The organism is Pleomorphochaeta naphthae (assembly GCF_055396005.1).
In genome coordinates, this window is record NZ_AP042457.1 from 2501391 (window position 1) to 2515562 (window position 14172).

Here is a 14172-nt window from a genome sequence, read left to right on the forward strand (position 1 = left end):
GAATATACTATGTGTACGTTAACGCATATAGGAGATAAATCTTATGAAACATATTTCAGATTACAATTTTTGGTTTTTAACAGGTTCTCAAAGCTTATATGGAGAAGAAACTTTAATAGAAGTTGCAAAACATTCTAAACATATGGTGGAAGAATTAAATATTGGCAATACTCTACCTTGTAAATTAATATATAAAGATACGTTACTTACAGCAGCAAGTATAGAAAGAACTATTAAAGAAGCAAATCTAGATGAACAATGTGCTGGTATTATTTGTTGGATGCACACTTTTTCTCCTGCAAAAATGTGGATTAATGGATTAAACTCTTTAAATAAACCTCTTCTTCAAATCAACACTCAATTCAACAAAAAAATACCATATAGCACAATCGATATGGATTTTATGAATTTAAATCAAAGTGCTCATGGAGATAGAGAATTTGGTTATATCACAGCTAGAATGAATATAAATCGAAATGTTCTTGTGGGATATTGGAAATCTAAATCCTTTAGAGAGAGAATGAGCAAATGGATGAGAGCAGCTGTTGCCACTACTGTCGGAAAATCTCTTAATGTTGTTCGCTTTGGAGACAATATGAGGGATGTAGCTGTAACTTGTGGTGACAAAGTTGAAGCTTATATCAAATTAGGTTGGAATATTCCTTACTATGGAATAGGTGATTTAGTTGAATATATGGAAAGAGTTAGTGATGAAGAAATTGATTCACTTATGCAAGAATATCAAAGATTATATACTATTTTAGAGCCTACTAAATTCAATATTGAGCATATTAGAGAACAGGCAAAGATGGAAATTGCTCTAGAAAAATTTTTAATCGACAAAGAAGCTGATGCTTTTACTACTAATTTCCAGGATTTACATGGACTAAAACAACTGCCCGGACTTGCTTGCCAACATTTAATGTCAAAAGGATATGGTTTTGCTGGAGAGGGAGATTGGAAAACAGCGGCTATGGTTAGAACTTTAAAACTTATGGGTGAAGGTATTGATGGAGGCTGTTCTTTCTTAGAAGATTATACTTACAATCTTGAAGAAGATAATATGTTCAATCTAAGCTCCCATATGTTAGAAATTTGCCCTTCCCTTGCAAAAGATAAACCAACTATTGAAGTTCACCCATTAGGTATTGGAGATAAAGAGGATCCTGCTAGATTAGTATTTAATGCAAAAGAAGCAGAAGGTTATACTGTTTCTATAGTTGATTTAGGCACTAGAATGAGAATTGTTGCTAATAAAGTTGATGTTATTGCTACTAAAGAAGAGTTTACTAAATTACCTGTTGCTAGAGTTTTACTCTCACCTAAACCTAATTTCATAACTTCAAGCGAATGTTGGATTTTATCAGGTGCGGGTCATCATAATACTTTATCAACACAAATTGATGAAGAAACCCTAGAATTTTGGTCAGAAATGGTTAAAATAGAATTACTAAAGATTAATGAAGAAACGACTGTTTCTTCTTTTAGAAACCAAGATAGATGGAATAGAGCTTACTATGGATAAATACAAAGAATTAAAAGAACAAGCGTTTTTAGCTAATTTAGAAATACCAAAACAAGAATTGGCTATTTACACTTGGGGAAATGTTTCTGCATTTGATAAAAATTTGGGCGTTTTTGCAATAAAACCTTCAGGAGTTTCATACGATCAATTAAAAATTGACGATATGGTTATTGTTGATTTAGAAGGTAATAAAGTTGAAGGTAAATTAAATCCTTCTTCTGATACACAGACTCACTTGCAACTATATACTCACTTTGAGCAAATTAATGGTATATGCCACACCCACTCTCCATATGCTACTGCATGGGCACAGGCAATGAAATCAATTCCTATACTTGGAACAACTCATGCCGATCACATGGCTAACCCAATTATATGCACTAAGCCATTATCAAAAGAACAAGTTGCAAATGGTTATGAAAAAAATACTGGGATTCTAATTTATGAAACGGTAAAAAACCCTTCAACTGCTCAGGAAATTTTAAATGTGGGCCCATATCCGCCAATTCCTATTAATCCCAAAGAAAACCCTATGGTTTTAGTCGGTGGGCACGGTCCTTTCACTTGGGGAAAAGATGCAATGGCTAGTGTATATAATGCAAGGGTTTTGGAAGAAATTGCTAAAATGGCAATGTGGGTAAATAATATTAATCCTAATTTCATTCAGCTACCTGATCATATTACAAAAAAGCATTATGAAAGAAAACATGGTAAAAATGCTTATTACGGTCAAAAGTAAATTAACTTTTCAAATTACTTATTTTGCATTATACTTTTTAAGAGACAAGATGTATCTTGTCTCATTTATAAAAGTAAAGGAAATAACTAATGAAAATTGCTGAAATTGCTAAAGCTGCAGGGGTTTCTGTTGGTACTGTGGACAGGGTATTGCATAACAGAGGAAGAGTCTCAGCTCAAACTAAATCAAAAATAGAACAAATTATCAAAGAAAATGGTTATATTCCTAACGCTATGGCCCGTAGCTTAAAAAATGGTTCAAAGTTAAAAATTGGAATATTAATACCAATTCTCAATTCTGAAGGGGGCTATTGGAGTAAAATCTATAAAGGTATTGAGAGAGCTGGAAACGAGCTTAAATCTTTTAATGTTACTATTGTTAAAGAAGAATTTGATAGAAATAAAACTAACAGTTTACTTGAGGCAGGCAAAAAGTTGATTGATGCTAATGTTGATGCTATTGCACTCTCCCCAGTTATTCGAGATGAAGCATATAAATTTATTAACACACTTGAAAATATAGATTATGCTTTTTTTGACTCTTCCCTTTCAAAAGCCTCTCCTATAACAGAGAATGTTCAAATAGCTTATAAAGCTGGATGGTGTGCTGCTAGAGTAATGCAACTATTTACTCCAAATGGTACCAACTATATCTGTATTCAAATGCATAAGACAGCTTATAACCAAGAACAAAGAGCAATTGGTTTTAATGATTTCTTTAAAAATCTAAACATTGATGTAACAAATCATATTTGGGATAGAGAAAGAGAAAAATCTTTTACATCCTTTTTAGATAAAATTGTAGAAGAAAACCAACAAATTGATGGGATATTTGTAACAAATGATGCTACAAGCGTTGTATCAAAGTATATCGCATCAAAAAATTTAAATAAAAAACCTTGTATTATAGGTTTTGATTTAGTATCCGATAATAAAGAAGAGTTATTAAATGGAAATATTTCAGCAATTATCTCTCAATCTCCTGAGACACAAGGTTATAAGACGATAATGGAAATGTTTAGAATTCTATTTATGAAACAAGAAGAATCCGTTGATAATTCACCAATTCCAATTAATATAATTATCAAAGAAAATCTTCAATAAAAAAAGGATTTAATAAATTTTTTGTTTAAATTATTTCATTTCTTAAATCATTAATTTTACATAAAAATTTTTGGGTCTTCTAACCTATATGTGGGTTAGATCCTATTAATTTTCTTGTTAAGTCCCTTTGTTAACTGATTTTATCTGTTAGCTAAAGGGATTTTTATGTTGCTACAAACCAAAAGTACATAATTGAGTAAATTATTTATGTTTCTAAACCCGTAAGCTCTTCTAATACAGAGTTTTATTTTGTTATTTAAAGCCTCAGTTTTTGCATTGCTAATATTGTATGTTCTAGTTGCCATAATAGCATCATAGTGTCGTTTTATTTTTCTTCCAAGATCTATAAAACTTGGTATTCTGCATCTTCTAGCCCAAGATAACCATGAATCTAAATGCTCTTTAACTTCATCTATATCATCAAGCTTGAATATAAATCTAAGCTCTTCTTTTAGCCTATATGCTCTATATAATTGATTATCATTAAGCTTTATCATTTCCAATTTTTCTCTCTGATTTTTTGTTAAGTTTTCAGGGTTCTTGCGTAAGGCAAATTTAGAATTTTTTATAATCTTTGATTCATCTATTGGTTTCTCATCTCCTTTCTTAGGTTGTCCTCTACCTCGCTTCTTTGGTTTTCCTTCCTTCTGTTCAAGTATTGCTCTTGCTCTTTGAGAAGCAGCTTTTCTTACATCATCAAGTGCAACTTGTGCCCAAGAGATAGTATGAAAAGGATCAATACAACGCTCTGCATTAGGGATATATTTATCAAGACAAGCCTTTATCCATCTAGCTCCATCACCACTGACAGTCTTAATAGATGCTCTCTGTTCTGGACTTAAATATTCAAAGAATTTAGATAAAGTATTTTGATTATGTCCTTCCTCTGCCCATATAACTGTACTATCATCGTTATTTACAACTGTTGTAATATAATTATGTCCTTTTTTATAGCTAGTTTCATCAATTCCAATATTAACTAAATTGTTAAACCTATCTTCATAATTAGGAGCAATATCCCATAATACTCTATTAATAATATCACCAACAGTATTCCAAGAAACACCCATAAACTCTGATAATGTTTTCTTGCTTAAATTAAAAGCTAACCAGGCTACTTGATTTTCAAAATCTTTAGTAAATCTAGAGTTATGCCTAGCCCAAGGAACTGCTGCAGTTATAACACCATGTTCTGAACAAGTTACTCTATTAGTATTAGCTAGGACATATACAGGAATATTTCCAACATTAAGTGATCTCCATTTTCGAGGAGTTCTCTTTTTGTCATATCCTGGTAATCTTCTACCACAGATTGGGCATTTATTCTGCTCTTTTTTATATGGTTCTACATGAATAAAAAGTTCTTTAATATTACTGGAATTTGTAATTAATTCCCAACTTTTAACTTTTACATTATTGACACCGATTAATTCTTTTAATAAGCTCGTTCTAGTCACTGGTTATACCTCTTTTGTTGGTTTGTAGTAAAACTACAATAGACGATAACTGGTGACTTTTTCAATAAATTCCTTAAAAAAACTAATATCTGTATTCTTTATTTCTTTCTTTTTTCCTTTCTTTTTCAATTCTCAATTATAAAATTTACCCACACTTACTGATGAAGCCTCAAATTTTTTAAACTTAACTATCTTTTAGAGCAAAACAAAGTCATAATTAATACCTTTTTATGTATATTAAAACCCAATAAAATGATAAAATTTAAAAAATATTATTTGAGGTTGTTATGAAAAATTATTTACTACTTATTTATGCTCTAATAGCTGCAATTGGAAATGCTTTTTTCGCATATGGTCAAAAAAAAGCAACAGTCAATAATTCCTTACTATTTGTAGGATTAAGTGCTGTTGTATGTATTATTATTACCTTTTCCATTATGCCTTTACTAGAAAAAGATATTAATTTTGTCCCACTGTTAAAAGAAAATTGGTCAATGATTATAGTTAGTGGAGTTGGATTAAGTTTAACATATATTGGATTCAATTTATTATATAGTAACTTTGGAGCCTCTTCTTATATTTATTATGCAGTTCTAAGTATAATAACTACATCAATTATAGTTGGAATAATTATTTTTAAAGAAAAAATTAATATTTACCATATCCTTTCAATTATTACAGCAATTACCACAATTGCCTTATTTAGCATTGGGAATAAAGTTGGAAAAGGTTAAGTAAAAAGTATTGTATCTAATAATTTTAAGGCCTTCTCAAAATCTCTTATATCAAAATATTCATTAACAGTATGAATATTATGCATTGAGAAGCCAAAAACGACACTATCAATATTATTAGAATTTATATTATTAGAATCCCCACCACCTTGGCTTGTGATAAGCTGAGGTTTGAGATTATTAAATTTACAAGCTTTTTTAAATAGCTTAACTGTTTTTGTATTTTCTTTTACATGATAACCATAATAAACAATATCAAATTGTAAATGATATCTTACATTTAATTTATTTGACTCAGCATCTACAATTTGCTCTATTTTATCTTTCCAATTTAAATATTTTTCATAATTTAAACTACGTAGTTCAGCCACTATTTCAGCTTCTTTAGCAACTACATTAGTTTGTTTCCCACCACTAATCATACCTATATTTGCAGTAGTATATTCATCAAGTTTACCTTGAGGGAGTTTAGAAATAATCTTAGCAAGTGCTACAATTGCATTATTTCCCTTTTCTGGTTCTAAGGCAGCGTGGGATGAAGTACCAATAATTTTTAAACTGTATTTCACTTTAGTTGGAGCCCTATTTATTATACTTCCTACAGGGCCCTCTCCATCTAAATTGTAATTTATTTTTGCTTTTAACAAGGAAAAATCAAATATCTTAGAACACAAGCAGCCTAATTCTTCTTGGACCGTAAATAAGATTTCCACACCAGAGTGAAGGTTTGGATTTTCTTTAGCTTTAATTGCCATAATCAAAGCAGCTGCTACCCCAAGCCTATCATCTCCTCCTAAAACATTCTTCTTATTGGATCTATAAATAGTTCCTTCTTTAATAATTTCTATTTTATTATTATGATCAATGTTTACAGTATCTAAATGAGCAGAAAGTAAAATAATGTCATTATTTAAATTCCCATCAATTTTAAATAAAATAGGAGGGCAATTTCCATCTTCTGGTATAAATCGATCTAGTTCATAAAATTCAATATTATACTTTTTAGCAATTGATTTTACATACTCTGCAACAACATACTCCCTCTTTGAGGGAGCATTTAATGATATTAAGTCTTCTAATATTTTCTTAGAATTCATGAGCTTTTTTACTATTTAAGATTACACAAGCATCTAAAGCAGCTTTAATACATTTTCTTTCACCTTTGAAGAATAATTCTTCCTTTTCAGCTAAAGTAGGCTGATTTTCAAGATAAATATTAGAATCTGTTGATACTATAGCACCTGTCTTAACACCCCGCTTACTACCAACGATAAAAAGAATGGAGGCTTCTTGTTCGGCAGCCATTACACCAGCATCTGTTAATTCCTTATTTAAAGCTTTATCTTGAACATAATATGCATCACGTGAAAATCCAATACCAACTCTATAATCAACTTTTTGATTTTCAACTGCTTCAACTAAAGCATTTGTTACATCTAAACTTGCAACAGCTGGAAATGGGGCTGGCAAATAAACCATTGAAGTTCCTTCACCTCTATATGAAGCATTGATTACAACAGGAGTTCCAATAGGTATCTCAGGTTGTCTACCTCCAGCAGAACCTACTCTTATAAAAACTTTTGCACCAAGTTTAATAAGCTCTTCAAAGGCAATTGATGCTGCAGGGCCTCCAATACCAGAAGAACAAACTGTGATTTTAACACCTTTATATTCTCCAGTATATGTTACATATTCCCTATTTTCTGCAAGTTTAACAGCATTATCCATTTGATCTACGATTCTTTTTACTCTTCCTGGATCGCCTGGAATTATAACGTATGGAGCAATATCGCCTAATCCACACCTAATATGTTTTAATATTTCTTTTTTTTCTTTCATAACTTCTCCTATTTTTTTTCGATGATTATTTTATCTTTAGCAATTGAAAAATAAACTTCCTTTTGATTTTTAAGCTCAACGTTATCAGAAATTGATCGAATCTCACTTCCTTCATAACTTAGAGCATAACTACTTAGATTTCCTTGATAATTTGCATAATTCAATTTAGCTTTTATACTATTTTCAGTTTTTTGATTACTTATAACAGTATCTTCTGCCCTAAATAAAATATTAACCTCATCTCCAGTTCTAAGATCATTTAAATCTATATGTTGTTCTCTTTGAATTGTAATTTTGTTATTATTTACACCGACAATAACATTATTAGATTTATCGACTTCTAAGAACTTTGCTTTTAATATATTGTCAAAACCTACAAACTTAGCAACAAATTTTGTTGCAGGGGTTTCATAAATTTCTTTAGGAGAACCCATTTGTTCAATATTACCTTCATTCATTACAATAATCTTAGAAGATAAACTTAAAGCTTCAATTTGATCGTGGGTTACATAAATCATTGTTATACCTAATTGATGTTGTAACCTACTAAGCTCTGCTCTCATTTCATCCCGTAATTTAGCATCCAAATTAGATAAAGGCTCATCTAATAATAAAAGATCAGGTTCAATTACTATAGATCTAGCTAAAGCAACACGCTGTCTTTGTCCTCCTGAGAGATTAGCAGGAAGCCTATCTTCAAAACCAGTTAAAGAAACTAGCTCTAATACATTTTTAACTTTTTCAGCTATCTCATCTTTAGGAACTTTTCTTCTTTTAAGTCCATATGCTATATTTTCAAATACAGAAAGATGTGGAAAAAGAGCATAAGTTTGGAAAACTAAACCAATGTTTCTCTTATTAGGAGGTAAATTTGTAACATCTTTTTTATCAATGATTACATTACCTTTTTCTGGAGCTATAAAACCAGCAATTGTTCTTAAAGTTGTAGTTTTTCCACATCCTGACGGTCCTAACAAAGAAACCAACTCACCTTTTTCTACTTCTAAGTTAAAATCTTTTAAAATAGGGTCGCCCTTAACATATCCTGCATTTATATTTTTTAATTCTATATAAGCCATAATTTATCCTCTACATGTATTTTGAAATGCCTAAAGCTTTTTCTGCTGTTTGAACAATAATTACAGTTAAAATTATGATTAAACTAGATAAAGCAGAAATTGTAGGATCGTAATAATATTCCATATAAACTAACATCTGAATTGGTAATGTCGAAACTCCTGGTCCTGTTAAAAACAAGGAAATCGGAACATTATTAAAAGAAGTTATAAAAGCTAAGATAAAAGCTGCTACAACACCGGCTTGAATATTAGGAAAAACAACTCTAAAAAATGCCCCTAAAGGTGCAGACCCTAAACTTACTGCAGCCTCTTCTACACTCAAATCAAAATTTCTTAAACTTGCTGAAACAACCCTAACCGTATATGGAAACAAAATTGCTGTATGACCTAAAAATAACCCAACAGAAATAGGAACCTTAGCTATATATATAAAATATCTCAATAGAGCAAAACCAATTACTAAGCCTGGAATGATTGCTGGAGAAGAAAAGATTAACTCAACAACATTTTTCCCTCTATATTTATATTTCACATTTAGATAAGCAACTGGAATACCGATAATCAAAGCAGTCAAAGTTGCAAAGAAACCAATCTTTAAGCTAATCCAAAACGTAGTCTTAAACATATCAACAGAAAATACTTTTTTGTACCATTGAAAAGAAAATCCTTGTGGTGGAAACTTCATAACAGAAGTTTTATTAAAGGAAGATATAATAATGATTAAAAAAGGCCCTATTAAAAATATTATTGCTAATACTACAATAAATATCAAAAATTTTGATTTTTTCATCACATATTCCTTGGTTTAAAAGCTCTAATTCCATTATATAGAACTAAAGTTGTAATTATCATTATTACTGCAATTACTGTTGCAGCTTCCCAATTCATTAATACTAAAGCTTGTTCTCTCATCAGAGTTGAAAGGGTTAATACATTAGCTCCACCTAAAATTGCAGGAGTAACATAAGCGGTAAAACATCCTGTAAAAACAAGAGTTATTCCCATAATCAAACCTTCAAAGGATAAAGGAACAACAACTCTAAAAAATACTCCTATTCTATTTGAACCTAACGAAAGAGCTGCCTCTTCAACTTCACTACTTACATTCTCTAATGAGGAGCTAACAGTTAAGATTAAAATTGGCATGAATAATTGAAGTAGACCAACAATAATTGCACCTTCTGTATAAAGCAATCTTGTTGGTTCTGGAATAATATGCAAACTCGTTAAAAAAGCGTTTACAATTCCATATTTACCTAAAATTACAATCCAAGCATAAGTTCGAGCAACTGGACTAGTCATTAAAGGTAAAATTACTAAAGTAGTTAAAATTGATTTTTTCTTTCCCTTTAGTTTAGATATAAAATAAGCACAAGGATATCCAACTATTACAGCTATTGGAGTAACCACTAATGCCATTTTTAAGGTTCTAATAAATACTAATTTGAATTGAGCATTTCTAAGAACATCATAATATCTAACTAATGTTAATTGACCATTTTCACCTTGAAAACTTTCTAAAAGAACATACATTAAGGGAAGAAAGAAGAAAATCAATAAAAAAACAAAACCAGGTCCTACTAGAAACAACATAGTTTTTTTTGATTTTAATGGATTCATATCACCTCATAAACAACAAGCAGATTTCTCTGCTTGTTGTAATCACTAAATATCTTTACTTTGAAAAAATACTATTCCAACGATTAATCCATTCCTCTTGTTTTGCTGCTAATTCAGCTTCATCGAAGAAATATAAATTACTAACTAACTCATCACCATATGCTAAGTTTTGAGCAATTTCATCTGGAACTTCAACATCTAATCTTACAGGTGAATCAACTTGATCTAAAGCTTCACTTAATTGAACATCATAAGAAAGTAACCAGTTTATAAATTCATTTGCTAAAGTTTCATTCTTTGTTCCGGCACCAACAGAAGCTATTGAAAAAGTTCCAGGAAGACCTTCTTCTGGGATAGCTTTAGCAACATCTAAACCTGTTGAAGCAATACTTCCCCACGCAAATGATGAATATGGAGCTATATAAACTTCTTCTTGTGCTATTAAAGTATTTAATTCAGAAGATTTACTATATGCAGTAACTAAATTAGGAGCTAACTCCTCAAGTTTTTGCCAACCTACTTCAGTATCTTTGAAATCACCAGTGAAAGCTTTTGTTAACATATAAATAAAAGCAGGACCATAAGTAGTAGTAATTGTAGGAATTGATACTGTACCCGCATAAGAAGGATCTAACAAGTCTTTCCAACTTGTAATTTCATCACATTTATCAGTTCGATAAAATAAACCTAAATTTGATAAAGAGTATCCTATACCATACATATCACCAATAGGATCTTGAGCAGATTCCATAATAGAATCAAGATTAGTAATTATACTTGGATCATAAGGTTTAATTACTCCTGCCTCTTTAGCTTTATAAGTATGAGAACCAGCAAATAAAGCAACATCAACAACAGGGTTATCTTTCCTTGCTACCATTTTTGTAAGTCTGTCAGAATTATTACCTGTCTCAACTACAATCTCACATCCATACTTCTCTTCAAAAGGAGTTATAATATTCTTTTCTAAAATATCCATATTATATCCCCACATTGACACAGTTAATGTCTCCCCTTCATAAGGTAACCCTGTGGATTCTTTTTCACTAGTTCCTTGAGCAAATAAAGAACTAAAGGAAGCCACCAGAACAACACACATCACTAACATCTTTTTCATTTTTTTCCCTCCAAAGCTGTTAAACGCTTAACCAAATTAAATCATATCAAATATCTAATGTCAACTTTTAATTGTAAAAAATGCGGAATTTTTATTGACAACTCAAGATATATATGCGATTAATTAGTTAACCGATTAATCGAAAAAAAGGAATAATATGGGTACTTTAAAAGATATAGCTAACGAAGTTGGTATTTCTCAAGCTGCTGTATCTTTATATTTAAACAATAAAGATACAACTCGTGTTAGCGAAAAAACTAAAAAAAAAATTGAAGACGTTGTTAAAAAACATAATTATAGTATAAATATATTTGCAAGATCTCTTGCAACTTCTAAATCAAAATTAGTTGGTATATTAATTCCAACATCTCAACCATTTTTCTTAAATGAATACACAAATGAATTATTATCAGGAATTCAAAGTAAATTATCTGAAGATGGTTTCGGCATTGTATTTTTACCTGCTAGCAAAGAATCTTCTGTAGAAATAATTGAAGAACAGTTAAAAAGAAGTGTTGGCTGTGATGGTTATATAGTTTTTTCTACTGGATTTTGTAGCAAAGAGCAGATGGAAAAAAATATTGATAATGTTAGTAATTTAAACCTTCCATATGTAACTATTAATATCCCTAAACTTGATTCAAATATAAATCAAATATTAATTCCAGCTATTCATTACCCTGAAGGGATTAAATATTTAGTAAATAAAGGTCATAAAAATATAATTACATTATTAGGAAGAAAAAATGGTTACAATTCTCATATCTTATATAAAAATACAGTGGCATTATTTGAAGAATTAAATCTAGAAAGAAATAATAAAAGAATATATTTTGGTGACTACGAGGCACTCAAAGCTACTGAAGTTGCTTTAGAGGCTATTAAAGCAAATAGAGATGCTACTGCTATTTGTTGTATGTCTGATGTTATGGCTGTTGCAACTATCAATGCTTGTAATATGTTAGGCTTAAAAATCCCAGATGATATCTCTATAATTGGAAGAAATAACTCCGAAGTGGCAAAACTTGCTTATCCAAAACTCACTACTGTTGATTTAATGATGCGACAAGCTGGTAGAGCTGCTGCATCTTTACTTTATGAAGCAATAAATGGTGAAGAAGCTATTCAACAAGTTATAATTCACGAAGTTATTGTAGAGAGAGATTCTGTAAAGGATTTAAATAATGGAAATTGATTTATTAATAAAAAATGCAAACATATATAATGTATTTATAAAAAAATGGATTCACTCTGATTTATGTGTATTAAAAAACAAAATATTATTTATAGGAGATTCTACTAAATATAATTTGACAGCTAAAACTAAAATAGATATTAATAATCAATACATTATCCCATCTTTTATTGATATACACATGCATATAGAAAGCTCCTTATGTACACCAAAAGTTTTTGCAGCTGAGGCTATTAAACACGGAATTACGACTGTTGTTGCAGAGCCTCATGAAGTTGCAAATGTTTTTGGAAAAGAAGGAATTTCACAGATGATAGAGCAATCTGAAAATCCTTTTGTTGATATATATTATGGATTACCTAGCTCAGTACCTTCTACCTCATACGATTTAGAAAATAATGGACAAGAGATTACTAAAAAAGAAATTGAAGACCTAATTAATGAACATGACAAAGTTATATGTTTAGGTGAAGTCATGCAGTACAGAAGTTTAATTAACAATTTCGAAGATTTTGCCGTTTTAAATAAGAAAAATAAGACTGTTGAATTAATTTCCACAGTAAAAAAATGTAATCATCTTTTTGCAATAGAAGGACACTGTCCTTCTGTAACTGATTTAGATTTAGCTTCTGTATTATATTTTGGAGTAAATTCAGATCATTGTCTTCAATCTCCAAAAAGCATGAAAGATAGATTCAAACAAGGAATGTTTGTTCAATTACAAGAAAAATCCATTACCAAAGAAAATATGAATGTATTGAAAAATGGAAACTATAGAGAATTATATAGCTTAGTTACTGATGATTGCCCCCCTAATATTTTTGTTGAAAAAGGTCATCTTGATTATGTATTTAGAAAAGCTGTTTCTTTAGGACTAGCTTTTGAAGATGCAGTAATCGCTTCTTCATATTCTCCTGCTAAGAGAATGGGCTTTAGAGATCGAGGAGCAATAGCACCTGGCTATATAGCAGATTTTTTAGTAATAGATAAACTTGATGAATCATTTAAGATAAATAAAATATTTAAAAATGGCAAAGAAGTAATTTTTACATCCCAAGTTGATTCCTATTTAGAAAATGCTAAAAGGAAATTCCCTTCGCATTTTTATAATAGTATAAATATTCATAAAGACTTTAGTATAAAAAAAGCTCTTACAGTTGAGGTTAAAAATAAAAATAAAATTGAAGCCTTAGTAATGAGAAAAAATTCCATATCCACATATACAGATTTCACAAAAAAAAGTTTTAACATTGTAAACAATGAACTAGATTGGCAAAATAAAAATCTAAATTTAGTATTATCTATAAACAGATACAATAAAAATACATATGGAACAGGATTTATGGATGGGACAGCTATTAAACATGGAGCACTTTGTTCATCTCATGCACATGATAGCCATAACATATTATTACTTGGGGATAATAAAACTGATATGGAAATAGCTTTTAACAAAATTGTAGAACTTCAAGGTGGAATAGTTTTTGTATCAAATGGAAAGATAATTAATGAGATTGCTTTACCTGTTGCTGGAGTTATAAGTGAAACAAATATGAAAGATCTTTCAAAAATGATAATCAGCATTCAAAATAATCTATTTGATTATGGAGTCAAACATCCTAATCCCTTAATGAGCTTATTAACAATTTCACTTCCAGTTAGTCCAAAAATAAAAATATCTGACAAAGGCTTAATTGATGTTGAAAATCAAAAAATTATTAATCTTTTCCCATAAAAATAGGCTAAACATTTAAATTTATGAAT

The 14172-nt window shown here is 30.1% G+C and carries 13 protein-coding genes; 6 read left to right on the forward strand and 7 right to left on the reverse strand.

Features of this window, described 5'->3' with window-relative positions:
* Window positions 1–43: 43 nt before the first annotated feature.
* The 3 genes from araA (at window position 44) to ACZ5SO_RS11425 (ending at window position 3367) form a co-directional block, all read left to right on the forward strand.
* Window positions 44–1525, forward strand: a complete 1482-nt coding sequence (gene araA / locus ACZ5SO_RS11415; protein WP_464624744.1) for an L-arabinose isomerase — start codon at window positions 44–46, stop codon at window positions 1523–1525.
* Complete coding sequence (gene araD, locus ACZ5SO_RS11420; protein ID WP_464624746.1) at window positions 1518–2264, forward strand: L-ribulose-5-phosphate 4-epimerase AraD; 747 nt, start codon at window positions 1518–1520, stop codon at window positions 2262–2264. The genes araA and araD overlap by 8 nt, the downstream gene beginning before the upstream one ends.
* 89 nt (window positions 2265–2353) lie before the next feature.
* Window positions 2354–3367: a substrate-binding domain-containing protein gene (locus tag ACZ5SO_RS11425; RefSeq protein WP_464624748.1), complete on the forward strand. Its 1014-nt coding sequence runs from the start codon at window positions 2354–2356 to the stop codon at window positions 3365–3367.
* Window positions 3368–3507: 140 nt separating this feature from the next.
* Here the strand turns inward: ACZ5SO_RS11425 and ACZ5SO_RS11430 are convergent, their stop codons facing one another.
* Window positions 3508–4824, reverse strand: a complete 1317-nt coding sequence (locus ACZ5SO_RS11430) for an ISL3 family transposase (RefSeq protein WP_464624749.1) — start codon at window positions 4822–4824, stop codon at window positions 3508–3510.
* A gap of 287 nt (window positions 4825–5111) precedes the next feature.
* On the opposite strand from ACZ5SO_RS11430, the gene ACZ5SO_RS11435 reads away from it, so the two are divergent.
* Window positions 5112–5558 carry a hypothetical protein gene (locus tag ACZ5SO_RS11435; RefSeq protein WP_464624751.1) on the forward strand — a complete coding sequence of 149 codons (447 nt, stop codon included), beginning with the start codon at window positions 5112–5114 and terminating at the stop codon, window positions 5556–5558.
* On the opposite strand, the gene ACZ5SO_RS11440 is transcribed toward ACZ5SO_RS11435, so the two are convergent.
* From ACZ5SO_RS11440 to ACZ5SO_RS11465, 6 genes are read right to left on the reverse strand one after another with little or no spacing between them, the layout of a single operon-like run.
* On the reverse strand, window positions 5555–6655 hold the full coding sequence (locus ACZ5SO_RS11440; protein ID WP_464624752.1) for a M20/M25/M40 family metallo-hydrolase: 1101 nt from the start codon (window positions 6653–6655) through the stop codon (window positions 5555–5557). The two genes, ACZ5SO_RS11435 and ACZ5SO_RS11440, sit on opposite strands and share 4 nt — an antisense overlap.
* Window positions 6645–7397 carry a nucleoside phosphorylase gene (locus ACZ5SO_RS11445; protein WP_464624754.1) on the reverse strand — a complete coding sequence of 251 codons (753 nt, stop codon included), beginning with the start codon at window positions 7395–7397 and terminating at the stop codon, window positions 6645–6647. The genes ACZ5SO_RS11440 and ACZ5SO_RS11445 overlap by 11 nt, the downstream gene beginning before the upstream one ends.
* A gap of 8 nt (window positions 7398–7405) precedes the next feature.
* Window positions 7406–8476, reverse strand: coding sequence for an ABC transporter ATP-binding protein (locus ACZ5SO_RS11450; protein ID WP_464624755.1), 1071 nt, complete (start codon window positions 8474–8476; stop codon window positions 7406–7408).
* Between the two features lie 10 nt (window positions 8477–8486).
* Window positions 8487–9266: an ABC transporter permease gene (locus ACZ5SO_RS11455; RefSeq protein ID WP_464624756.1), complete on the reverse strand. Its 780-nt coding sequence runs from the start codon at window positions 9264–9266 to the stop codon at window positions 8487–8489.
* Complete coding sequence (locus tag ACZ5SO_RS11460) at window positions 9266–10096, reverse strand: ABC transporter permease (protein ID WP_464624758.1); 831 nt, start codon at window positions 10094–10096, stop codon at window positions 9266–9268. The genes ACZ5SO_RS11455 and ACZ5SO_RS11460 overlap by 1 nt, the downstream gene beginning before the upstream one ends.
* A 55-nt stretch (window positions 10097–10151) precedes the next feature.
* Window positions 10152–11213, reverse strand: coding sequence for an extracellular solute-binding protein (locus ACZ5SO_RS11465; protein WP_464624760.1), 1062 nt, complete (start codon window positions 11211–11213; stop codon window positions 10152–10154).
* Between the two features lie 157 nt (window positions 11214–11370).
* Here ACZ5SO_RS11465 and ACZ5SO_RS11470 point away from each other — a divergent pair, with 157 nt between their 5' ends.
* Together ACZ5SO_RS11470 and ACZ5SO_RS11475 are read left to right on the forward strand one after the other, a co-directional pair.
* Window positions 11371–12408, forward strand: a complete 1038-nt coding sequence (locus ACZ5SO_RS11470; RefSeq protein WP_464624761.1) for a LacI family DNA-binding transcriptional regulator — start codon at window positions 11371–11373, stop codon at window positions 12406–12408.
* Window positions 12398–14143 (forward strand): adenine deaminase C-terminal domain-containing protein, encoded by a 1746-nt coding sequence (locus ACZ5SO_RS11475; RefSeq protein WP_464624762.1) that lies wholly within the window; start codon window positions 12398–12400, stop codon window positions 14141–14143. The genes ACZ5SO_RS11470 and ACZ5SO_RS11475 overlap by 11 nt, the downstream gene beginning before the upstream one ends.
* Window positions 14144–14172 lie beyond the last annotated feature (29 nt).

Bases quoted from the DNA above. Each gene is read 5' to 3' on its own strand.
- araA (WP_464624744.1), top strand. From the start codon at position 44: ATGAAACATATTTCAGATTACAATTTTTGGTTTTTAACAGGTTCTCAA.
- araD (WP_464624746.1), top strand. From the start codon at position 1,518: ATGGATAAATACAAAGAATTAAAAGAACAAGCGTTTTTAGCTAATTTA.
- ACZ5SO_RS11425 (WP_464624748.1), top strand. From the start codon at position 2,354: ATGAAAATTGCTGAAATTGCTAAAGCTGCAGGGGTTTCTGTTGGTACT.
- ACZ5SO_RS11435 (WP_464624751.1), top strand. From the start codon at position 5,112: ATGAAAAATTATTTACTACTTATTTATGCTCTAATAGCTGCAATTGGA.
- ACZ5SO_RS11440 (WP_464624752.1), bottom strand. From the start codon at position 6,655: ATGAATTCTAAGAAAATATTAGAAGACTTAATATCATTAAATGCTCCC.
- ACZ5SO_RS11445 (WP_464624754.1), bottom strand. From the start codon at position 7,397: ATGAAAGAAAAAAAAGAAATATTAAAACATATTAGGTGTGGATTAGGC.
- ACZ5SO_RS11450 (WP_464624755.1), bottom strand. From the start codon at position 8,476: ATGGCTTATATAGAATTAAAAAATATAAATGCAGGATATGTTAAGGGC.
- ACZ5SO_RS11455 (WP_464624756.1), bottom strand. From the start codon at position 9,266: ATGAAAAAATCAAAATTTTTGATATTTATTGTAGTATTAGCAATAATA.
- ACZ5SO_RS11460 (WP_464624758.1), bottom strand. From the start codon at position 10,096: ATGAATCCATTAAAATCAAAAAAAACTATGTTGTTTCTAGTAGGACCT.
- ACZ5SO_RS11465 (WP_464624760.1), bottom strand. From the start codon at position 11,213: ATGAAAAAGATGTTAGTGATGTGTGTTGTTCTGGTGGCTTCCTTTAGT.
- ACZ5SO_RS11470 (WP_464624761.1), top strand. From the start codon at position 11,371: ATGGGTACTTTAAAAGATATAGCTAACGAAGTTGGTATTTCTCAAGCT.
- ACZ5SO_RS11475 (WP_464624762.1), top strand. From the start codon at position 12,398: ATGGAAATTGATTTATTAATAAAAAATGCAAACATATATAATGTATTT.